At 55.6% G+C, this 21,151-nt stretch carries 23 protein-coding genes; 10 read left to right on the forward strand and 13 right to left on the reverse strand.

The features are described 5' to 3' along the window. The 5 genes from ACOTX1_RS11090 (at window position 1) to coaD (ending at window position 4,696) form a co-directional block, all read left to right on the forward strand. Complete coding sequence (locus ACOTX1_RS11090; protein WP_022650148.1) at window positions 1-1,101, forward strand: glycosyltransferase; 1,101 nt, start codon at window positions 1-3, stop codon at window positions 1,099-1,101. A gap of 11 nt (window positions 1,102-1,112) precedes the next feature. Continuing rightward, window positions 1,113-2,102, forward strand: a complete 990-nt coding sequence (locus ACOTX1_RS11095; RefSeq protein ID WP_023315167.1) for a glycosyltransferase — start codon at window positions 1,113-1,115, stop codon at window positions 2,100-2,102. 66 nt (window positions 2,103-2,168) lie between these two features. Beyond that, window positions 2,169-3,443: a lipid IV(A) 3-deoxy-D-manno-octulosonic acid transferase gene (waaA, locus tag ACOTX1_RS11100; protein ID WP_003860874.1), complete on the forward strand. Its 1,275-nt coding sequence runs from the start codon at window positions 2,169-2,171 to the stop codon at window positions 3,441-3,443. Further along, window positions 3,443-4,213, forward strand: coding sequence for a glycosyltransferase family 2 protein (locus ACOTX1_RS11105; RefSeq protein WP_023315166.1), 771 nt, complete (start codon window positions 3,443-3,445; stop codon window positions 4,211-4,213). The genes waaA and ACOTX1_RS11105 overlap by 1 nt, the downstream gene beginning before the upstream one ends. Window positions 4,214-4,216: 3 nt before the next feature. Continuing rightward, the gene (gene coaD, locus ACOTX1_RS11110; protein ID WP_023315165.1) at window positions 4,217-4,696 is read left to right on the forward strand and encodes a pantetheine-phosphate adenylyltransferase; all 480 of its coding nucleotides are present in this window, start codon (window positions 4,217-4,219) and stop codon (window positions 4,694-4,696) included. 2 nt (window positions 4,697-4,698) lie between these two features. Here the strand turns inward: coaD and mutM are convergent, their stop codons facing one another. From mutM to radC, 4 genes are all read right to left on the reverse strand, one after another. Next, window positions 4,699-5,508: a bifunctional DNA-formamidopyrimidine glycosylase/DNA-(apurinic or apyrimidinic site) lyase gene (gene mutM, locus ACOTX1_RS11115; protein ID WP_003860879.1), complete on the reverse strand. Its 810-nt coding sequence runs from the start codon at window positions 5,506-5,508 to the stop codon at window positions 4,699-4,701. 72 nt (window positions 5,509-5,580) lie between these two features. Continuing rightward, window positions 5,581-5,748, reverse strand: a complete 168-nt coding sequence (gene rpmG / locus ACOTX1_RS11120; RefSeq protein ID WP_013094893.1) for a 50S ribosomal protein L33 — start codon at window positions 5,746-5,748, stop codon at window positions 5,581-5,583. Between the two features lie 22 nt (window positions 5,749-5,770). Beyond that, window positions 5,771-6,007 (reverse strand): 50S ribosomal protein L28, encoded by a 237-nt coding sequence (gene rpmB, locus ACOTX1_RS11125; protein ID WP_002436699.1) that lies wholly within the window; start codon window positions 6,005-6,007, stop codon window positions 5,771-5,773. 217 nt (window positions 6,008-6,224) lie between these two features. Beyond that, window positions 6,225-6,890, reverse strand: coding sequence for a RadC family protein (gene radC / locus ACOTX1_RS11130; RefSeq protein WP_006812419.1), 666 nt, complete (start codon window positions 6,888-6,890; stop codon window positions 6,225-6,227). Between the two features lie 173 nt (window positions 6,891-7,063). Here radC and coaBC point away from each other — a divergent pair, with 173 nt between their 5' ends. The 3 genes from coaBC to slmA all read left to right on the forward strand — a co-directional run bounded on the left by coaBC (window position 7,064) and on the right by slmA (window position 9,429). Further along, window positions 7,064-8,275: a bifunctional phosphopantothenoylcysteine decarboxylase/phosphopantothenate--cysteine ligase CoaBC gene (coaBC, locus tag ACOTX1_RS11135; protein WP_168714451.1), complete on the forward strand. Its 1,212-nt coding sequence runs from the start codon at window positions 7,064-7,066 to the stop codon at window positions 8,273-8,275. Then, window positions 8,253-8,711, forward strand: coding sequence for a dUTP diphosphatase (gene dut, locus ACOTX1_RS11140; RefSeq protein WP_015570042.1), 459 nt, complete (start codon window positions 8,253-8,255; stop codon window positions 8,709-8,711). The genes coaBC and dut overlap by 23 nt, the downstream gene beginning before the upstream one ends. A 121-nt stretch (window positions 8,712-8,832) precedes the next feature. After that, window positions 8,833-9,429, forward strand: a complete 597-nt coding sequence (slmA, locus tag ACOTX1_RS11145; RefSeq protein ID WP_003860901.1) for a nucleoid occlusion factor SlmA — start codon at window positions 8,833-8,835, stop codon at window positions 9,427-9,429. An 82-nt stretch (window positions 9,430-9,511) separates the two neighbouring features. On the opposite strand, the gene pyrE is transcribed toward slmA, so the two are convergent. Together pyrE and rph are read right to left on the reverse strand one after the other, a co-directional pair. Beyond that, window positions 9,512-10,153, reverse strand: coding sequence for an orotate phosphoribosyltransferase (pyrE, locus tag ACOTX1_RS11150; RefSeq protein ID WP_003860903.1), 642 nt, complete (start codon window positions 10,151-10,153; stop codon window positions 9,512-9,514). Between the two features lie 66 nt (window positions 10,154-10,219). After that, window positions 10,220-10,936 carry a ribonuclease PH gene (rph, locus tag ACOTX1_RS11155; RefSeq protein ID WP_023315163.1) on the reverse strand — a complete coding sequence of 239 codons (717 nt, stop codon included), beginning with the start codon at window positions 10,934-10,936 and terminating at the stop codon, window positions 10,220-10,222. Between the two features lie 125 nt (window positions 10,937-11,061). Here rph and ACOTX1_RS11160 point away from each other — a divergent pair, with 125 nt between their 5' ends. Continuing rightward, window positions 11,062-11,925, forward strand: a complete 864-nt coding sequence (locus tag ACOTX1_RS11160) for a YicC/YloC family endoribonuclease (protein ID WP_003860907.1) — start codon at window positions 11,062-11,064, stop codon at window positions 11,923-11,925. Window positions 11,926-12,133: 208 nt separating this feature from the next. Beyond that, the gene (locus ACOTX1_RS11165) at window positions 12,134-12,751 is read left to right on the forward strand and encodes a trimeric intracellular cation channel family protein (protein WP_023315162.1); all 618 of its coding nucleotides are present in this window, start codon (window positions 12,134-12,136) and stop codon (window positions 12,749-12,751) included. Window positions 12,752-12,777: 26 nt separating this feature from the next. Here the strand turns inward: ACOTX1_RS11165 and etk are convergent, their stop codons facing one another. The 7 genes from etk to ACOTX1_RS11200 all read right to left on the reverse strand — a co-directional run bounded on the left by etk (window position 12,778) and on the right by ACOTX1_RS11200 (window position 20,469). After that, a complete protein-coding gene (gene etk / locus ACOTX1_RS11170) occupies window positions 12,778-14,955 on the reverse strand; it encodes a tyrosine-protein kinase (protein ID WP_023315161.1) in 2,178 nt (725 codons plus the stop codon). A 22-nt stretch (window positions 14,956-14,977) separates the two neighbouring features. After that, entirely contained in the window at window positions 14,978-15,421 is a 444-nt protein-coding gene (locus ACOTX1_RS11175; protein ID WP_003860912.1) for a protein-tyrosine-phosphatase, read from the reverse strand. Next, window positions 15,409-16,542, reverse strand: a complete 1,134-nt coding sequence (locus ACOTX1_RS11180; protein ID WP_003860914.1) for a polysaccharide export protein — start codon at window positions 16,540-16,542, stop codon at window positions 15,409-15,411. Before ACOTX1_RS11180 ends, ACOTX1_RS11175 begins: the two co-directional genes overlap by 13 nt. Before the next feature lie 43 nt (window positions 16,543-16,585). Beyond that, window positions 16,586-18,679 carry a YjbH domain-containing protein gene (locus ACOTX1_RS11185; RefSeq protein WP_023315160.1) on the reverse strand — a complete coding sequence of 698 codons (2,094 nt, stop codon included), beginning with the start codon at window positions 18,677-18,679 and terminating at the stop codon, window positions 16,586-16,588. Continuing rightward, window positions 18,679-19,416 (reverse strand): capsule biosynthesis GfcC family protein, encoded by a 738-nt coding sequence (locus ACOTX1_RS11190; protein ID WP_023315159.1) that lies wholly within the window; start codon window positions 19,414-19,416, stop codon window positions 18,679-18,681. Before ACOTX1_RS11190 ends, ACOTX1_RS11185 begins: the two co-directional genes overlap by 1 nt. Further along, entirely contained in the window at window positions 19,413-20,057 is a 645-nt protein-coding gene (locus ACOTX1_RS11195) for a YjbF family lipoprotein (RefSeq protein WP_023315158.1), read from the reverse strand. Before ACOTX1_RS11195 ends, ACOTX1_RS11190 begins: the two co-directional genes overlap by 4 nt. Window positions 20,058-20,172: 115 nt before the next feature. Beyond that, complete coding sequence (locus tag ACOTX1_RS11200; protein WP_022650140.1) at window positions 20,173-20,469, reverse strand: hypothetical protein; 297 nt, start codon at window positions 20,467-20,469, stop codon at window positions 20,173-20,175. Between the last annotated feature and the right edge of the window lie 682 nt (window positions 20,470-21,151).

Raw genomic sequence — 21,151 nt, forward strand, 5'->3', positions numbered from 1 at the left:
ATGCGCATCCTAATGATTATTGATGGTTTACCCGGTGGAGGAGCCGAAAAAACGGTTCTCACCCTCTCCAGCGGACTGACAGAACTGGGGCATCAGGTCACCCTTTTCTCCTTACGGAAGGTGTGCGACTACGCCATTCCGGAAGGCATCGATTTTCAGATTGTGCAGGATACCTGTAAAAAACCCTGGCGGAAGCTGACCGAGATCCCGCGTCGCGCCCGTTTGCTGGATCGCGCCATCGAGAAGGCAGAACGCAGCGGTAAATTTGACGTCGTGTTCTCGCATCTGCATAAAACCGACCGTATCGTGGCGCACAGCCGCGTGCTGGATCGGGATAAGGTCTGGTTCTGCGTTCACGGGATGTTCTCCTTCTCCTATTTGCGCCATCGCAGCGGGCTTTCTCGCTGGTTTAAGCATTATAAAATTCGGCATACCTATGAAAACCGCAACGTGGTGGCGGTTTCCGGCGCCGTGCTGCACGACCTCTCTGAAGTACTCGCGATCCCCCTGCGGCGCAAAGCGGTTATCCATAACCCCTTTGATATCCCTGAAATTCAGCGTCTGGCGGAAGCGCCCTTTGAGATGCAGGGGCAGGATTACATTATCCACGTTGGCCGTTTTCATGAACACAAACGTCACGACCGGCTGCTGCGGGCGTTTGCGCTGAGCAAGATCGACGCATCGCTGGTGTTGATGGGCAAAGGTTCTGACGCGAAAATAAACCAGCTCAAACAGCTTGCCGCTAAGCTGGGAATTGAAAACAAGATCGTCTTCCGCCCGTTCGAAACCAACCCCTACCCGTGGATCAAAGGGGCACGCCTTTTAGTGTTAAGTTCCGACTGCGAAGGTTTTGGTAATGTACTGGTAGAGTCCATTATCTGTCAGACCCCACCGGTGAGTACAAACTGCCCTGGCGGTCCTGCTGAGATCCTTACTGGCCCCCTGGCGCGAGGTCTGACAGCGTTAACCGACGAATCACTGGCGAAAACACTGGCAGAATTGTATGCCTCTCCGCCAGTTGTTGATCGCGAAACAATCGCATCGTTCGGTATTAACGCCATTTGCCAGCAATACATTGCTTTGGTCGACAACCAAAAATAATCAGGTTTCATATGCAAAATTCAGCGCCTTTATTAAGCGTGGTGGTTGCCGTTTATAACGGTGAAGCTTTTCTCGATCAGTTCTTTACCTGCCTTGTAAATCAACACATCGACAGTATGGAAGTCATCATCGTGAATGACGGCTCCACTGACCGCTCGATGCAGATTGTCGAAAAATGGCGCGAAAAGCTGCCACAGATGCGGGTTATTGAACAACCTAATCAGGGCGTGTCTATCGCGCGTAATACCGGCCTGGCGGTTGCGACCGGGCAGTATCTCTCTTTCCCGGATATTGATGATGTCTTCAAACCCGGCATGTACCAGCGTCTGCTGGATATGGCCGTCACGCAGAACCTGGATGTCGCCACCTGCAATGGCAACTACGTCTGGGAAAATAACAAAAAACCGTCTCGCCCTATCTTCCCTGAAGATAAGCTCGCCTCGACGGGCGTCATGAATGGTGCGGTATGGTTAAAAAAGGCGCTAGATTCACGTAAGTTCCTGCATGTGACCTGGCTGAATATCTATCGTCACGATTTTATTCGTCAGCACGGCTTCCGTTTCGAGCCTGGCCTGCGCCATCAGGATATTCCGTGGACGACTGAGGTGCTGCTTGCCGCGGAACGCGTTCAGTACACCAGCGAACGCTTTTACGACTACTACATTCACTCCGCCTCGGTATCGCACACCCCGGATAATGACGACACGCTGATTCGCTCTGCGCGCCATTACATGAAGATACTGAAGATGCTTGATGCCATTAACCAGCGCTACCCGGATAAAGTGAAAAATATCCCGGCCTGCCACTGGCAAATCGCCAAAGAGGGTCTGGGAATTATTCATACCTTCGACAACATGAAGGATGAGGCGAAGAAAGCAATGATAATCAAAGAGTTCTTCGACACCGGGATCTGGAAGCTCATCTGGAAAAGTGCCAAAAGCCCGCGTTTGCGCTGGCGCCTGGGCCGACGCTACTTCCGTTTAAAACGGTATCTGGCATAAGAGATAGCTTTAGCACGCTTAAATGCTTAGAATTTCCCGGCCGAAACTAAAAAAACGGATAATCGCTTGGAATTGTTGTATACCGCCCTGCTCTACATCATTCAGCCACTGGTTTGGCTGCGACTGTTGCTTCGTAGCCGTAAAGCGCCTGCGTACCGTAAACGCTGGGCCGAACGCTATGGCTACTGCCGCAATAAAGTGGCGCCGGACGGTATTCTGCTGCATTCCGTGTCAGTCGGGGAAACGCTGGCCGCCATTCCACTGGTGCGTGCCCTGCGCCACCGTTATCCGTCACTGCCCATCACCGTCACCACGATGACGCCAACCGGCTCAGAGCGCGTGATGTCTGCCTTCGGTAAAGACGTGCATCACGTCTACCTGCCGTACGATCTCCCCTGCGCCATGAACCGTTTCCTGAATACCGTGCGCCCTAAACTGGTGATCGTCATGGAAACCGAACTGTGGCCGAATATGATTTCCGCCCTGCATGCCCGTAAAATTCCTTTGGTTATCGCCAACGCGCGTCTGTCGGAACGCTCGGCTAAAGGGTACGGCAAGCTGGGTAAATTTATGCGTCGCCTGCTCAGCAAAATCACGCTGATCGCCGCGCAGAACGAAGAAGATGCCGCGCGCTTTATCGCCCTCGGCCTGAAGCGCAACCAGCTTGCGGTCACGGGTAGCCTGAAGTTCGATATTTCCGTCACCCCTGAACTCGCCGCCCGTGCGGTAACGCTGCGTCGTCAGTGGGCGCCGCGTCGCCAGGTCTGGATTGCCACCAGCACCCATGATGGCGAAGAAGCCATTATTCTTCAGGCTCACCGCCAGCTGCTGGAAAAATTCCCTGATTTACTGCTGATTCTGGTTCCTCGCCATCCTGAGCGTTTTAAAGATGCCCGCGAGATGGTGCAAAAAGGCGGTTTCAGCTTCACCCTGCGCAGCAGCGGCGAAATCCCCTCTGGCAGCACGCAGGTGGTGATTGGCGATACGATGGGCGAACTGATGCTGCTGTACGGCATTGCAGACCTCGCCTTTGTTGGAGGTAGCCTGGTGGAGCGAGGTGGTCATAACCCGCTGGAGCCGGCAGCCCACGCCATTCCCGTGCTGATGGGTCCACACACGTTTAACTTCAAAGATATCTGCGCGAAATTGCAGCAAGCCGATGGCTTAATCACCGTGACCGATGCGGACTCGGTGGTCAAAGAGGTCTCAACCCTTCTGACTGACGAAGATTACCGCCTGTGGTACGGTCGTCACGCCGTTGAAGTCCTGCATCAGAACCAGGGCGCACTGACCCGTCTGCTGCAACTTCTGCAACCTTATCTGCCGCAGCGGAGCCACTAATGTCAACGCGTCTGTCGGTCGTGATGATCGCCAAAAACGCCGCCGACCTGCTTCCGGATTGCCTGGCCTCTGTTGCCTGGGCTGACGAAATCGTCATTCTCGACTCCGGAAGTACGGACAATACGGCGGACGTTGCCCGTGCAGCCGGGGCAAAAGTCTTTACCGACACCGACTGGCAGGGCTACGGTATTCAGCGTCAGCGTGCGCAGGGTTACGCCACGGGCGATTACGTGTTGATGATCGATACCGATGAGCGCGTCACCCCAGAACTCCGACAGGCCATTCAAACGGTGCTTGCCGCGCCACAGCCTGGCGCGGTCTACAGTATCGCGCGTCGTAACTATTTCCTGGGCCGCTTTATGCGCCACAGCGGCTGGTACCCCGACCGCGTGATGCGCCTCTATGCCCGCGAGCGTTATCAGTACAACGACAACCTGGTCCATGAATCTCTGGCCTGCGATGGCGCTCAGGTCATCCCCCTGACGGGCGATCTGCTTCATCTGACCTGCCGCGATTTCGCCAGCTTCCAGCGTAAACAGCTGAACTATGCCACCGCCTGGGCACAGGAGCGGCATGCGCGCGGCAAGAAGGCCACGCTGACCGGCATCTTCACCCACACGCTGGGCGCGTTTCTGAAAACGCTGCTGCTGCGTGGCGGCGTGCTGGACGGCAAACAGGGCTGGTTACTGGCCGTAGTGAATGCCCAGTATACTTTTAACAAATACACCGAGCTGTGGGCGCTGAACCGCGGCTACTCAGAGAAAACGTGAGCCATGAGCACAAAAGCGATTTATCCGGGTACCTTCGATCCGATCACTAACGGTCATCTTGATATCATCACCCGAGCGGCGTGTATGTTCGACAAGGTGATTCTGGCCATTGCCGCCAGCCCGAGCAAAAAGCCGATGTTCGACCTGAACGAACGCGTGCAGCTTGCCACCGATGCGATTTCGCATCTGTCGAATGTTGAGGTCGTCGGATTCAGCGACTTGATGGCAAACTTTGCCCGTGACCGGCATGCCAATATCCTGATCCGCGGTCTTCGCGCGGTAGCAGACTTCGAATATGAGATGCAGCTGGCACACATGAACCGCCATCTGATGCCGGAGCTGGAGAGCGTATTCCTGATGCCCTCCAAAGAGTGGTCCTTCATCTCTTCTTCGCTGGTGAAAGAGGTGGCGCGCCATCACGGGGACGTTACCCACTTCCTGCCGGTTAACGTCCACCAGGCGTTGATGGAAAAGCTAAAGTAACCCTACTTCTGGCACTGACGGCAGTAAAACGTGGCGCGCTGAGCGTGCTTCGTGGCAATAATCGGCGTCCCGCAGGCTCTGCACGGCTCACCCTTACGGCCATAAACCTGCAACTCCTGCGCAAAATAACCCGGCTTCCCGTCGCTTTGCAGGAAATCCTTCAGCGTCGTCCCGCCCTGCTCAATTGAGCGCAGCAGTACCGCTTTAATAACTCTGACCAGCAGCTCGCACTCCTGCGCCGACAGCGAGGAGGCCAGCCGATCGGGATGGATCCCGGCGGCAAACAACGATTCGCTGGCGTAGATATTCCCCACGCCCACCACCAGCTTGTTATCCATCAGCCAGGGTTTAATCGGGGTTTTCTTTTTCGCGCACTTCTCTTTGAGATAATCTGCGTTAAACGCCTCTGAGAGCGGCTCAGGTCCGAGATGCGCCAGCACGTTGTGTCCTTCCAGCTCTTTGGTCCACAGCCATGCGCCAAAGCGACGCGGGTCGGTGTAACGCAGCACTTTGCCGTTACTCATCACCAGATCAACGTGGTCGTGCTTTTCCGCAGGCAACTCTTCGGTAAGAATACGCAGGCTTCCCGACATGCCCAGATGGATAATGATCCAGCCGTCAGGCAGCTCCAGCAGCAGGTATTTCGCGCGGCGCTGCACGCTCAGGACGGGTTTGTCACTTAACGCGTGGATCTCATCGGACACCGGCCAGCGCAGACGCCCGTTGCGAACGACAGCATGAAGAATAGTCGCGCCAACCAGATGGGGCTCAATGCCGCGGCGGCTGGTCTCTACCTCAGGTAATTCAGGCATGGTTCCTCCGTTGAGATGCAGAATGCAAAAAACCCCGCAGTTGCGGGGTTTTTCAATACAAGGAGACTAAAATTATTTGATTTTAGCTTCTTTGTACATTACGTGCTGGCGTACAACTGGATCGAATTTTTTCAGTTCCAGTTTTTCCGGCTTAGTACGTTTGTTCTTCGTGGTGGTGTAGAAGTGACCTGTACCAGCAGAAGAAACCAGCTTGATTTTCTCGCGAATACCTTTAGCCATGATTTATTTCCTCTTTAAGTACTTAGTACTTTTCGCCACGGGCACGCAGTTCGGACAGAACTGTATCGATGCCTTTCTTATCGATTACACGCATACCTTTAGCAGATACGCGCAGGGTGACAAAACGCTTCTCGCTCTCAACCCAGAAACGGTGAGAGTGCAGGTTCGGCAGGAAACGGCGTTTAGTCGCGTTCAGTGCGTGGGAACGGTTGTTACCGGTCACCGGACGCTTGCCAGTAACTTGGCAGACTCGGGACATGTCTATTCTCCAAAAATCAAATTAGCTCGAGCTTCGTATGGGGTATCGGCGCCTCGTCAGGCTTTACAGCCCGGTCATCGCATAGTTCTATTGAACTCTCGATTGCCAGGCCCAAATGCCAAACCCGAGATTCTCAAAGGTGGCGTAGTATACGCTGACTCGGCGGTGTGCTCAAGTCCCGAACAGACAAAGATCCCGATGGATCGCGAGAAAAGGCCTAAATCCAGCCACGTTCGGCAAAAGAAATGTACTCTCCGCGGCCAATTATCAGATGGTCCAGCACACGAATGTCCATGAATTGACAGCATTTGATAATACGTTCGGTAATTGCTTTGTCAGCTCTGCTTGGTTCTGCACAGCCAGAGGGGTGATTATGCGCGAGGATCACGCCGGCTGCATTCACTTTTATCGCTTCCCGCACAATTTCACGCGGATGCACCTCAACATGGCTCAATGTTCCCGAAAAAAGGCGGGTATGTTTCAGTACCCGGTTTTTGTTGTCGAGAAAGATCACCATAAAGATCTCCCGCTCCAGATCGGAGAGCTGGCTTTGCAGAAATTCGCGGGTCATGTCGGGGGTGAGGATCGGGTCTTCTTCCTCCATACGCACGTTGTAAAATCGCCGGGCCAGCTCGGCAATGCCCCGCAACTGGGCATATTTCGCCACGCCAATGCCCTCAACGTGCGTAAACGCCTCCAGCTCAGCGGTCAGCAATCCATACAGTGAACCGAAATGGTCTATCAGTTCTTTCGCCAGCGTAAATACCGTTTTCCCCGGCGTGCCTGTGCGTAAAAAGAGCGCCAGCAGCTCGTCGTCCTTTAACAACGTGACGCCATGACGCAGCATTTTTTCACGCGGTAGCAGCAGTTCAGTCTCTTCCATGCCTGGCCTCCTTCTGTTTGCCATTATGCTGCCACAGGCAAATTCGGGGTTCGATGCTGGCATTTCGTTCTTGCGTAACGCCTCGCAAAGTGAATTAAGGACATCATCACCCCGTTTTAGGGATTGTGATAAAATGCCCGCTCTCTGGTGAAACCCAACAGGAAAGAATCATGATGAGCCTGGCCGGTAAAAAAATCGTTCTTGGCGTCAGCGGCGGTATTGCTGCCTATAAAACGCCAGACCTGGTGCGCCGTTTGCGCGAGCGCGGGGCCGACGTACGGGTCGCGATCACCGAAGGCGGCAAAGCCTTTATCACCCCGCTGAGCCTGCAAGCCGTCTCGGGATACCCGGTATCCGACAGCCTTCTCGACCCGGCGGCCGAAGCCGCAATGGGCCACATTGAGCTGGGGAAATGGGCCGATCTGGTTATCCTTGCCCCCGCCACGGCAGATTTAATTGCCCGCCTGGCAGCCGGTATGGCGAACGATCTGGTAACGACCATTTGCCTCGCCACGCCTGCGCCCGTCGCGGTTGTGCCCGCAATGAACCAGCAGATGTACCGCAACGCCGCTACCCAGCACAATCTGGACACGCTGGCCTCGCGCGGCCTGCTGATTTGGGGACCGGACAGCGGCAGCCAGGCCTGCGGCGACGTGGGGCCAGGGCGTATGCTCGACCCATTAACGATTGTTGATATGGCCGCCGCCCATTTCTCGCCTGTCAACGATCTGCAACATCTCAACATCATGATTACCGCGGGCCCCACGCGCGAGCCGCTGGATCCGGTGCGTTACATCACCAACCACAGCTCCGGCAAAATGGGCTTTGCGATTGCTGCCGCGGCAGCCAAACGCGGCGCGAACGTCACGCTGGTGAGCGGCCCGGTGTCGCTTACCACCCCTGCGTTTGTGCAGCGTATTGATGTGACGACCGCGCTGGAAATGAACGCCGCCGTACAGGCACATGCTCAACAGCAGCATATTTTTATCGGCTGTGCGGCCGTCGCTGATTACCGCGCCGAAACCATTGCTGACGCCAAAATTAAAAAGCAAGGCGATGAATTAACAATAAAAATGGTGAAGAACCCGGATATCGTTGCCGGTGTCGCCGCACTGAAAACTCATCGTCCTTACGTTGTTGGGTTTGCCGCAGAAACGAATAATGTGGAAGAATATGCCCGGCAAAAACGTACCCGCAAAAACCTCGATTTAATTTGCGCGAACGACGTATCGCTGTCCACGCAAGGATTTAACAGCGACAGCAACGCATTGCACCTTTTCTGGCAGGATGGAGATAAAGTCTTACCGCTTGAGCGCAAAGAACTCCTGGGCCAACACTTACTGGACGAGATCGTTACCCGTTATGATGAAAAAAATCGACGTTAAGATTCTGGACCCGCGCGTTGGCGAGCAATTTCCGCTGCCAACGTATGCCACCTCCGGCTCTGCCGGTCTTGACCTGCGCGCCTGTCTCGATGACGCCGTAGAACTGGCGCCGGGTGCAACGACCCTGATCCCGACCGGGCTGGCGATTCACATTGCTGACCCGTCACTGGCAGCGGTGATCCTGCCGCGCTCTGGCCTGGGCCATAAGCATGGCGTCGTGCTGGGTAACCTGGTCGGCCTGATCGACTCTGACTATCAGGGTCAGCTGATGGTATCCGTATGGAACCGTGGCCAGGACAGCTTCACCATTGAGCCGGGCGAGCGTATCGCGCAGATGGTGTTTGTACCGGTGGTGCAGGCAGAATTTAACCTGGTGGCAGACTTCGACGCTACCGACCGTGGCGAAGGCGGCTTCGGCCATTCCGGGCGCAAATAACCGCCCGACAAACACGCATCTCACAGCGCCATAATGCAATAACAAACCGCAAACGTCAGTTTGCGGGTCGCTGTGTGGTTGCCAGCCTGACAAGTGCTTATTTTCAGGGGTATTTTGTAACATGGCAGAAAAACAAACCGCGAAAAGGAATCGTCGCGAAGAAATACTTCAATCTCTGGCTCTGATGCTTGAATCCAGCGACGGCAGTCAACGCATCACCACCGCAAAACTGGCGGCCTCTGTGGGCGTGTCAGAGGCGGCGCTGTATCGTCATTTCCCGAGCAAAACCCGGATGTTTGACAGCCTGATCGAGTTTATCGAAGACAGCCTGATCACGCGCATCAACCTGATTCTGAAGGATGAAAAAGACACCAGCACGCGTCTGCGTCTGATTGTGCTGCTGATTCTGGGCTTTGGTGAACGTAACCCGGGTCTGACCCGTATTCTGACCGGCCACGCGCTGATGTTTGAACAGGATCGTCTGCAAGGCCGTATAAACCAGCTTTTTGAGCGTATCGAAGCCCAGCTGCGTCAGGTTCTGCGCGAGAAGAAAATGCGGGAAGGCGAGGGATATAATACGGATGAGACCCTGCTGGCAAGCCAGATCCTGGCATTTTGCGAAGGGATGCTCTCCCGGTTTGTGCGCAGCGAGTTTAAATATCGACCAACGGACGATTTTGACGCCCGCTGGCCGTTAGTGGCTGCTCAGTTACAGTAACGCCATCGCCGGATGGCGGCTTCGCCTTATCCGGCCTACGAACGGGTAGGCCCGGTAAGCGCAGCGCCACCGGGCAATTGAATTAAACGCCAAACTCTTCGCGGTATTGACGCACCGCCGCCAGATGATCAGCCATCTCAGGCTTCTCTTCCAGATACGCAATCAGATCTTTCAGAGTGATAATCGACGTCACTTTGCAGTTGTAGTCGCGCTCCACTTCCTGAATAGCAGAGATGTCGCCGCGCCCACGCTCCTGACGATCGAGCGAAATCAGCACGCCCGCAAGCGTTGCACCGTTAGCCTGGATTATCTCCATCGATTCACGGATCGCGGTACCTGCGGTGATCACGTCATCCACCAGCATCACGCGGCCCTGCAACGCACTGCCTACCAGATTGCCGCCTTCACCGTGGGTTTTGGCTTCTTTACGGTTAAAGCAGTACGGTACGTCGCGGTCATGGTGCTCCGCCAGCGCCACTGCCGTGGTGGTTGCGATTGGAATGCCTTTGTACGCGGGGCCAAACAGCAGGTCGAAATCAATCCCGGAATCCACCAGCGCTTCGGCATAGAAGCGGCCTAACAGTGCCAGGTCGCGCCCGGTATTAAACAGCCCGGCGTTGAAGAAATACGGGCTTTTACGCCCGGATTTCAGCGTGAACTCGCCAAACTTAAGTACCTGCTTGTTAAGCGCAAACTCAATAAACTGGCGCTGATACGATTTCATGGATTTGCTCCTTTGTCTTTTCAGTCTTACAGGCAAAAAAAAGGCGACTCATTGGTCGCCTTAAAATCAATTTTCTAACGCCGCTTTCTGCGTCGCTACAATAGATTCGATTCCCCCTCGGGCCAACGCCAGCAAGGTGAGCAGTTCTTCGTGGGTGAATGGCTCGCCTTCTGCCGTACCCTGCACTTCAATGATGCGACCATCTTCGGTCATCACCACGTTCATGTCGGTTTCTGCGGCAGAATCTTCAACGTATTCCAGATCGCAAAGCGCTTCGCCGTTAACGATACCAACGGAGACAGCAGCAACCATCCCTTTCATTGGGTTGGTTTTCAGCTTACCGGCGGCAACCAGCTTGTTCAGGGCGTCTGTCAGCGCCACACAGGCACCGGTAATAGAGGCCGTACGCGTGCCACCATCGGCCTGGATCACGTCGCAGTCCAGCGTGATGGTGAACTCACCCAGCGTTTTCAGGTCAACCGCGGCGCGGAGCGCACGCGCGATCAGGCGCTGAATCTCCATAGTACGGCCGCCCTGCTTACCTTTTGCCGCTTCACGGGCATTACGGGTATGGGTTGCGCGCGGCAACATACCGTATTCGGCGGTGATCCACCCCTGGCCCTGACCTTTCAGGAAGCGAGGCACGCCCTCTTCAATGGACGCGGTGCAAAGCACTTTGGTGTCACCAAACTCAACCAGCACGGAGCCTTCAGCGTGTTTTGTATAGTTACGGGTCAGGGTGACGGGACGCACCTGGTTGGCGCTACGACCTGCTGGACGCATGATGGATTCTCCGGCTTGAAACGAATGTGGCTGCGCATTATACGGATAAAGGACGCTTATTCCTATCCTGAGAAGCCCCTGAAAGCTATAATCCCCCCATCTCTCCTTTAAAAACGGGAATGTCTATGATCCGCAGTATGACCGCCTACGCCCGGCGTGAAATCAAGGGTAGCTGGGGTAGCGCTACCTGGGAAATGCGCTCGGTAAACCAGCGCTATCTGGAAACGTATTTCCGTATGCCGGAACAGTTCCGCAGCCTGGAGCCTGTGGTGCGTGAGCGTATCCGTACGCGTCTGACCCGCGGGAAAGTGGAATGTAACCTGCGTTTTGAGCCTGATGCCAGTGCACAGGGCGAACTGATCCTGAACGAAAAGTTGGCAAAACAGCTGGTTAATGCGGCGAACTGGGTCAAAATGCAAAGCGATGAAGGCGAGATCAACCCGGTTGATATTCTGCGCTGGCCTGGCGTGATGGCCGCCGGAGAGCAGGATCTGGACGCGATTACCGCTGAGATCCTGGCTGCACTCGACGGCACGCTGGACGACTTTATCGTTGCCCGCGAAACCGAAGGCCAGGCGCTGAAAGCGATGATTGAGCAACGCCTTGAGGGCGTGAGCGCCGAAGTCGCTAAAGTGCGCGCTCATATGCCAGAAGTGCTGCAATGGCAGCGTGAGCGTCTTGTCGCCAAACTGGAAGAGGCGGAAGTCCAGCTGGAAAACAACCGTCTGGAACAAGAGCTGGTGCTGATGGCGCAGCGTGTGGACGTGGCTGAAGAGCTGGATCGTCTGGAAGCGCACGTTAAAGAGACCTACAACATTCTGAAGAAGAAAGAAGCGGTAGGCCGCCGTCTCGACTTTATGATGCAGGAGTTCAATCGCGAGTCGAACACGCTGGCGTCTAAGTCTATCAATGCAGAGGTAACCAATTCAGCGATTGAACTGAAGGTCCTGATTGAGCAGATGCGCGAGCAGATCCAGAATATCGAGTAATTCCTTTCAGGGTGGTATTGCCTCGCATACCACCCATTACTTTTTCTAATCCTTTCTTATCCCAACTTCCTTTCTATCCCGCCTTATATCAAGCCTGCCTGGCATGCGTTGATAATTTTATGTAGGGCAAACTCCCTCACCTTAGAAAATCTCAATCGTGATCTTCCGCACAAATCGCTAATCTCCTTCTCTTCATTCCGGAGGGTTTATGCTGCTTCACATTCTTTATCTTATTGGCATTACCGCAGAAGCCATGACCGGCGCGCTCGCTGCCGGACGTCGCCGTATGGACACCTTCGGCGTGATTATCATTGCCACAGCCACCGCGCTCGGCGGCGGGTCCGTACGCGATATCCTGCTTGGCCATTATCCGCTCGGCTGGGTAAAAAACCCTGAGTACGTCATTATCGTGGCAACGGCAGCCGTGCTAACCACGATTGTGGCCCCGGTGATGACTCATCTGCGCCGCGTGTTCCTGGTGCTGGATGCGCTTGGGCTGATTGTTTTTTCCATCATTGGCGCACAAATCGCTCTCGATATGGGTGAAGGCCCGGTTATCGCCACCATTGCTGCCGTGATCACGGGCGTGTTTGGCGGGGTGCTGCGGGATATGTTCTGCAAACGTATCCCGCTGGTTTTCCAGAAGGAACTGTATGCCGGCATCTCCTTTGCCGCGGCAGTGCTTTATGTCGCCTTGCAGCACTATGTCACCAGCCACGATGTGGTGGTTATCTCCACCCTGCTGTTTGGCTTCACCGCGCGTATGCTGGCATTGCGCCTGAAGCTGGGCCTGCCCGTTTTTCATTACAAACACAATGCGCATTAATGTCAGAATGGGCAGGCGCCGGATAATCAGTTACTCGAATAGTTGTAACCGTAGTGATGGTAGCCGTAGCCGTAAGCGTTGCTTGCCCGCTTAACGACGCCGTTGAGAATCACTCCTTTGGTATTGACGCCACTCTGCTCCAGACGCTGTACACAGACCAGCATCTCCTTCACGCTGTTCATCCCGAAGCGGGCGACCAGCAGCGTGGTGCCTGCGCGACGGCCGACAACCGCCGCGTCGGTGACCGCCAGGATCGGTGGCGTATCGATAATCACCAGATCGTAGCGTTCATTCGCCCAGTCCAGCAGCTGCTGGAAACGCGTATGCATCAGAAGCTCCGCCGGATTAGGAGGGATCTGCCCGCGCACGATGGTATCGAACCCGCCTTTATCGAAGGTCTGAACGCTCTGGGTATACTCCGCCTTACCGGACAATATCTCCGACAAGCCGCAGGTATTGTCGAGCTTAAACAGATCATGGGCATACCCGCGACGCATATCCGCATCAATATAGAGCACTTTCTGGCCCGCCTGCGCCACGACGGCCGCCAGGGTACTGCTGACAAAGGTTTTACCGCTGTCAGGCGTGGCGCCAGAGATCATTAGTATATTGTTCGCTGACTCCATCATCGCAAAATGCAGACTGGTGCGCAGGCCGCGAATCGCCTCCACGGAGAGATCGACCGGGTTATCCGCCGCCAGGAAGGGGATATGTTTGGTTTTATGGCGCAGCCCTGAGGACATAAAGTCTTTTTTGCGCAAACGCATCTTTTTAGCCAGCCATTCCGACAGCGGTACGGTGGCATAGACGTTAATCCCGTGCTCCTCCAGCTGCTCCGGCGTTTCAATGCCCATACGCAGCATACTGCGCGCCAGGATCCAGCCCGCAGAGACGAACAGACCCAGGAGAACCCCCAGAACGACGACCAGCGCTTTTTTCGGCTTGACTGGCTGCGGCCGGGTCACGGCCGGATCGATAATGCGGACGTTACCAATTGCGCTCGACCGGGCGATGCTCAGCTCCTGTTCGCGGTTAAGCAGCTGCTGGTAGATAACGCGTCCCGACTCCACATCACGGCTCAGGCGCAACACCTCCTGCTGAGTTGACGGCATGGACGATACCCGTTTATTCAGGCGGTTTTTTTCCTGCTCCAGCGTCTGGCGTTTCTCAATCAGCGCCCGGTAGGTGGGGTGATCTTTTTTGTAGAGCTGCGAAATTTCCGCTTCCCGGAAGGTCAGTTCATTGAGCTGATTGTCCGCATTCACAATCTGCTCCAGCACCGCTTTTGCCTCCAGGTTCAGGTCAACGGAGTCGTTTTGCTGGCGATAGCGGTTGAGCTTCTCCTCGGCCTGGTCCAGCTCGCTGCGCACCTGCGGAAGCTGCTGCTTCAAAAATTGCAGGCTTTTCGCATCCTGCGCCGCCTGGCGAGCCACGTTCTGTTGTAAATAGTTGTCGGCGATGCAGTTAAGCACGCGAGCCATCTCGTCGGGGTCTTCCCCCGTGATGGTCAGGCCAAGCATCCCGCTGTCCTTGCTGCGCTCGCTCACGGAAAAACGCAGCTGTAGCGCGTCAATGGCCTCCAGCTCACTCTGCTGTGTAATCGTAAATTGCGTACCCGGCTTCGCCTGGATATCGGCAATGGTAATGGCGATATTCGCCGCGCTCAGGGATTGTCCCACAACGCCCTGTAACGTCACATTATCGCCTTCCAGCTGATAGTGGCCCTTCTCGCCGACGGTCAGCGTCAGCTTTTGCGCCCGGCCCGCAACAGGGGGAAGATTGAGCATACGGATATCGACGATGCCAGGCTGTTGCCCGGTGAGCCGCGCCCAGCCGCGTCCGACAAGGGGAAAATAGTTTTCACTTACCTGCGTGCGCAGGTTCAGGTCATCAATCGTTTTACCGAGGATCATGCGCGACTGGAGAAGCTGAAGCTCCGGTGCCGACTCCGGCGAGGAGTCAGGGATGAACTCGCTAAGGTTACTGAGTAGCGCGTTGCCCTGCTTCTGTTCCACCTGTATCAGCGCATCGGCCTGATAAACCGGTGTGGCAAAGAGCGCATAAAGCAGGGCCACCAGCGTGAACAGCGCGGTAAGGATGAGAATGAATTTTCGGTGGTCGAGCAGCTCACCCAACAGGCGCACAAGATCGATCTCGTTATTCGCGGCAGACGCATCATGGGCGTGAAGGTTATTTGTTGACATAAAACGTAACTATCCCGTGTGATTAACTGAGCCGTTTCGCCCATTCCAGACTGGCCTGCTCCAGCAGCCCATAAACATATTCAAATGCGTCCCGGTTTTTACGGTAGGGGTCCGGGATCTCTTTTCTGCCCGTCCAGTGACCAAAGAGCATCATTTTGCCGCGCGCCTCCGGTGCGATAGCCGTGACCTGCTCGATATGTTCCAGCTCCATCGCCAGAATCAGATCGTAGTCGCGCACCATGGCGGGGGTGAGCCTGCGCGCCACGTGGCCCTCAAGCAGGGTGCCGCGTTCGGCGGCGATCTCTGTCGCCTGTAAATCGGCGGTGCGCCCTTCCAGGCCACACGTTCCCGCTGAATCGACCCGGGCAGCGGGAAGCAGCCGGCGCAGCAGCCGTTCCCCAATGGGGGAGCGGCAGATATTGCCGGTACAGATCACCAGGATGGCGTTAAACGTTAGTTTGGCCATGTTCTGATATATCTCCCTGTTTCAGTCAGGTCATGTACGCCGGTAATGGTCGGCACAAGCTGAGAGATCACGCGGTTCCAGCGCACCAGCGGCGCGGTGGTGACATAGACGATGTCGTAGGGCTCAAGCTGAAATTCGGTGCTCAACACCATCGCGGTGGCATCCCGGGCGTTAAGCTGGTAGACGTTGGCGATTTTGCCGTTCTGCTTGCCCTGCAACGGACGAATCACAAAGATTCCGGTGGCGTCGGCCATATCCTGATTCACGCCCTGTGCATTACCCAGCGCTTCCGCCAGCGTCATGCCGCTACGGTCCATCTTCAGGGTGCTCTGTTTACCCACCTCGCCCATGACAAACACTTTCAGGTCGTCATTACGGGGAATGAAGAGAATATCGCCCGGATAGAGGAGTTTGTTCTGGGTGAGATCGCCGCGCTGCATCAGCGCGTAGAGCGAAATGTGCGTGTCCTGGCCGTTGTGGGTCAGCACCACATGGCGCCAGTCCGCCTCAGATGTCAGGCCGCCAGCCGCATTGATCGCATCCATTATCGTCAGCGGAATGTTGGTGATGGGCTGCTGGCCCGACTTAGCCACTTCGCCCGTCACGTAGGCTTTTTGCGAGCGGAATGCCGCGACGCTGACATCCACCTGCGGGCTCTCAATCACCGAGTCCAGCCGGGCGGCGATCTCATCGCGCACCTGGGCCAGCGTTTTGCCGACGACGCGGATTTTGCCGATATAGGGGTAGAAGATCGTGCCATCGGCATTCACCCAGTTGCCCGTATCGCTGGCGCTGCGGTACTGACCTGCGGGGGTGGTCAGCTCCGGGTGGTCCCAGACGGTAACCATCAGCACGTCGCCGACGCCGATGCAATATTGGTAGTTCTGAAGCTGGCGATCCAGTTCAGGATTCGCGCGGGAGTCGACTTTGCCAGGCAGCAACTGCTCCACCAGCCCCGGCGTGAGGGGATAGACGTTGACCATCTTATTCAGATCGTAATTGCTGTCAGGCAGATCGATAATATCTTTGCCCTGGGTGCTAAGTCCCTGGCCCGGTACGATAGTACAACCGCTTAACGCCATCATAGCCAACGCCAGCACGGAAAATTTAACGTTTTTCATTCAGGAAAATCATCTGGTTAAGTAATGCCTGTTTCATCCGGTACTACTGCCCTACCGGGGTTTCGCGTTCTGACGTCATGTCATAGAGCTGATATTTACGGCCTAACATCTGGCCGCCATCACGCGTGAGAGGCGTCCACGAGACTACCGCCCGGTTGCGATTTGGGCCGATCGTCATCAGATCAAGCGGGATCGAGATGTAGAAGCCTTTGCTAAAGCCACCTTCGCCATAATCCTCTTTCGAGACGTTGGTCAACGCCGCCCAGACGCCTACCGTCACGCCGCTGTCGAATCGTTTCGCGACGTCGAGGGTGGCGCCTTTATCCTTCGCCAGGTACTGCCCGACGCTCAGCTTCATTAGCACACTGTTGAGCTTCGCCGGGTTCCAGTAGGCGGTGATAAATCCGGTTGGCACGCTGTAGTCGGTGAAGCGCATCATGTCGTCCCAGTCGCGCTGCTTGACGTAATTCGCATCCACGCCCAGCGCCCAGTCGCTATCCAGCGGGCGCCAGAGCGCCTCTGCTCCCACGCCGCCGTACATGGTTTCGAGGTAGCCGCCATAAATCTGGGCATAGAAGCCGTTCCCCAGCGCATCGACATAGTTGGCTTGTAAGTTGTTGATGTAGACGTCATTGCTGACATAATCGCGAATATGGGTTCTGACGCGCGGCAGGCTGGAGTCAGCGGGAAGTAGCGAGGATTTGAACTTGTCGTAGTTGTTATAGAGGTTGGCGAACACGCCGCCGTCGAGCAGCAGACGATCGGTCAGCCAGTAGCTGGCGCTGGCCATCACCCCCACCTGGAACATATAGAAATCTTCCGGACCGCCCAGCGACTGCGCCAGCGTCGGTTTAACGCTGTAGCTGAAGCGATCGGCGCGAATACGGTAGCCACGCCCGAATGCTGTGGTATCCACAGGCTCGACGCGCTGCTGCCTGAGCGCCTCCTCCTGGCCGAGCGGCTGCCCCGCCAACTGTTTGCGCAGGCTGGCGACATCGGTTTGCGTCGTGACCAGCGGCAGATGATCACGCTGCTGGGTGATAGCGATCGTGTCGACCCCGTCGGGCAGGTTATTGATCAGAATACGGTTGGCACGATCCACCGCTTCGCGCGGATCGCGATAGCGATACTGTTCGCCGGTCATGTATAAGGTATTGCCGTGCTGAAGGATCTCCGGCGCATCGAAGCCTGCGTTGTACTTAAGCGCGGTGAGCTGGTTCGCCGCAGAGGAATAGTCCAGCGTCTCGCCTGCCGGTGCCGGTTGCCAGGCCGGTTTCGGGTTATCACGCAGCGCGGGGCGCAGGTCGTTAAAGTTGGTCCGCAGGGTGAAGCCAAACATCAGCGTATTGCCGCGCTCGTAGCTGAGGTTGAGATCGGCCCAGTCGGCAACGCGATAGACCGCCCCCACGTTAATATGGCTCGACTGCTTAATGGAGCCGGCAAAATCATCGGCATAATTGTTGCCGTCATACTCAAGCTTCAGGCGCAGGGGCTGCCAGGGCGTCTGATACTGGAGGCCGCCAAACAGAGACGCCGGACCACGAAACATATCGCTAAAGCTGATATCTCCGGCATCATGCGACTCGCCGCGGGTGCAATACTTATTGTTGTCATGGCAAAGCGGGTTACCCACGTTGTCGCTATTACCGGGATATCCCCAGGCTATTCCAAAGGTAAAATCGACCGGTCCGGCCATTTTACTGGCAACCAGATATTCACCATCGAACAGGCCGGTGCCTGCAATATCACGCTTGCCGAGCGCCACCTGCGGCAGGCTATAGTCCCCTTCCCACAGACGAACTTTAAAGTCGAACGACTTATCCTTGTAGCTTTGATCGCCGCTGAAATCCTCGTCGCTGCTGTATTTGCGGGTGCGGACGTCAGTATAGCGAATTGTCCCTTCCAGCCACGGGAAGAGCACGACCGAAGAGGAGTAAAAACGGTACTGGTTGTTATCGCGGTAGTTGACGCTGAATTCCCCTTCCCGGCCAAAGCGCGCGTCGGGCATTTGCATCAGGCCGGTGCCGCCAAAATCGGACTGTGACGGTCCGGTCGGATCGGGCCAGGTACGCAGCTCCGCGTGGCAGGCAGAAGAGATCGCCAGAGCAAGGCCGCTCAGTAAAAAAAGTTTGTTCATCAGTCAGGTATCCGCCGCGTCAGGAGCGCAACGATTTGCTCATTCAGACCGGTAAAATCGTCCGGTACCGCCCGGGGATCAAACCCCACCCACAGAACAGCGCCCGGCTCTGCTTCAATATGGCGTGCGTTCCAGTACGCCACCGGCGCAACAACCTTACTGCCGTCAGGATCGATAACGGTTACGTTATTCCTGTCGGCGCCGGCCAGCCGCAACTGCCCCTGTAAGTAGTCCCGGATGCTTGCGCCCGGTCGCCAGGCCCGTTTCCCCGGCGTGACGACCGCCCCCATCAGCGTGACGGTACGGGGCGCAGGAGAGAGCCACAGATCGTAACGGCCCTCAAGGGAGCGATCGCCGCGGGCGTCGGTACGCACGGCATCTGGGTCGAGGCTGACAAACTGCCGCCCGACGATCCGCAGGGAGCGGATCTGTGCAGCGACAGCGCGAATGGTCGCGATCCGCTCGTCATCGGCGCGATTCTGCCAGGCTGAAAGCGACGCCAGCACCTGCTGTTGCGTCTGTTGCGCGCGCAGCGTGGCGGAAGGGGTTGCGATGACAGCCCCCTGCCACCAGACGTTGTTCAGCTGCGGCTGGGTGACCAGCCGGGAGAGCGTATCAGCCGGTTCAGCAGACCACGTTTTGCCCGGCTGATGCACGGTAACGACGCTTGCGCATAGGGCGGACAGGCTGAAGAGAGATAGCCCTACGCCAGGTAACCATTTTCTGAGTCTGTTCATGGGGCGGGCTTCAACATCGTCATGGCGACAGGGAATACGCCCGCGCCGAGCATCTGTTCGCTCTGGCGTACCTGGCCGGTAGCGGAATCAATCCAGAAGGTGTTATGCCAGCGACGATCGAGGCCGTCGGCCTGCACCGCCTCCTGCCAGACCTGACAACGTAGCGTGTTTCCGGCAAGGGTCAGGTTTTCCGTCCCGCTCAGGGAGAAGCGCGAGGTCAGGTGTGCGGAGCGATACCGCCCCTCTTCCTGCCAGCGCACATCACGCGACCACTGGCTGCCGTCGCGGAGCTGCGGCGTGTGGCGCAGCGGATCGTGCTCAAGATTGGTTACCTCAAGCAGGTTATAAGGAAGCTTGAGCGTGTGGATAAGGCGACCGTTATGCGTGACGATCATCGCATTATCCTGCGATAACCATTTACTGTTTCCCTGTTCGATGTATCCGAGAACCACCAGGATCCTCGGGCCATTATCCAGTCGCAGGTACATGGTTGAGTATGGGAACGCCTGAATCTGCCCGTCCGTTACCGTCACATCCTGGCGCCCGTCCAGACTGGCGTTAAAGGTCTCAATAATGCTCTGCTGGCTCGGCGTACACCCCTGGATCAGCAGAGTCATGATGAGCAGAATAAACAGTCTCACCAGAAATCCTTGATTAAATAACATTGAAATCAATTAAATACCCGGCTTTGATATCGACGCCGGGTCAAGTCGTTGCGCTGTTCAGCACAAGGTTATATCGCCTTGCGCACCAGCCTTAGCGGGTAACTGTCGTCGTGGAAGTACCATTGCTTGAGTCATCGCCACTGTCGCTTGCCGCGACAACGGCTAATGTCGCTACGCCGGCAATCGCAGCGGTGGTGACAACAGCGGTTGTCCCAATCGCCCCTGCCGCCAGTCCCCCCGTAGTGCCAGCGGTAGTTCCCACCGTTGCTCCGGTTGTTGTTCCGGTTGTTGCTGCGCTGGTGCTACCTGCTTCGGTGGTAGCGCCTATAGCAGGCAAGGCAGTCGCCAGCGTGAGTGCCGTCAGCACTGTACAAAGCGTCCTTTTCATTTTTGGTCCTCATTCAAATGAAGGAAAATATGAGCACCTGGAAACCAGGTCCCGGTTAACGGGCATAAAGCCCGGGGCTGAATTCCGGCCCGACAGGGACGGAAAATCATCCATGTAAAAGCCCTGGGCTCTGAACACCAGCGCATATAAACCGCCAGGATATATTTCGGTACCCTTAATTGCTTCAATTGGAGTTCAGATAGTTAACTCCCTCACGGGGTGCAAAAAGAAAGGAAAACGCAGAAGTGATGCAAAATGCACCCCAGCGGTAACTACCTTAAAAATTTTGGATAAGATAATTCTTATAATAATTTGACGCAATGATTTCCGGCAGAATAAATATGACCAATTGTTAACCAGAAAAAACTCAATATATTATTAATTAAACATTTAACCAACTGAAATTAAAAGCAAAACCACGTCAAGCAAACAGACTACATCACCTATAACGCCTTCATTACCGGCTAGTGTTCTCGATTAATAATGATTGAGATCAATTAAACCAACCTCTCGAGAAAAATAAAAACACAAGCAGAGTAAACCCTGAAATCAGGATCGGGAATAATATTTCCTCAAAATATATTTATCATGAATAATTCATTTATATTCATAATTACTGCGTATATAAACCGCGTCTCATAAATACGCTATTTCACGGCAGCGAAAATGTTTTCCTCCCTCG

The sequence above is a fragment of the Enterobacter cloacae complex sp. IR5401 genome (assembly GCF_049238425.1).
Classification (GTDB): domain Bacteria; phylum Pseudomonadota; class Gammaproteobacteria; order Enterobacterales; family Enterobacteriaceae; genus Enterobacter; species Enterobacter hormaechei_C.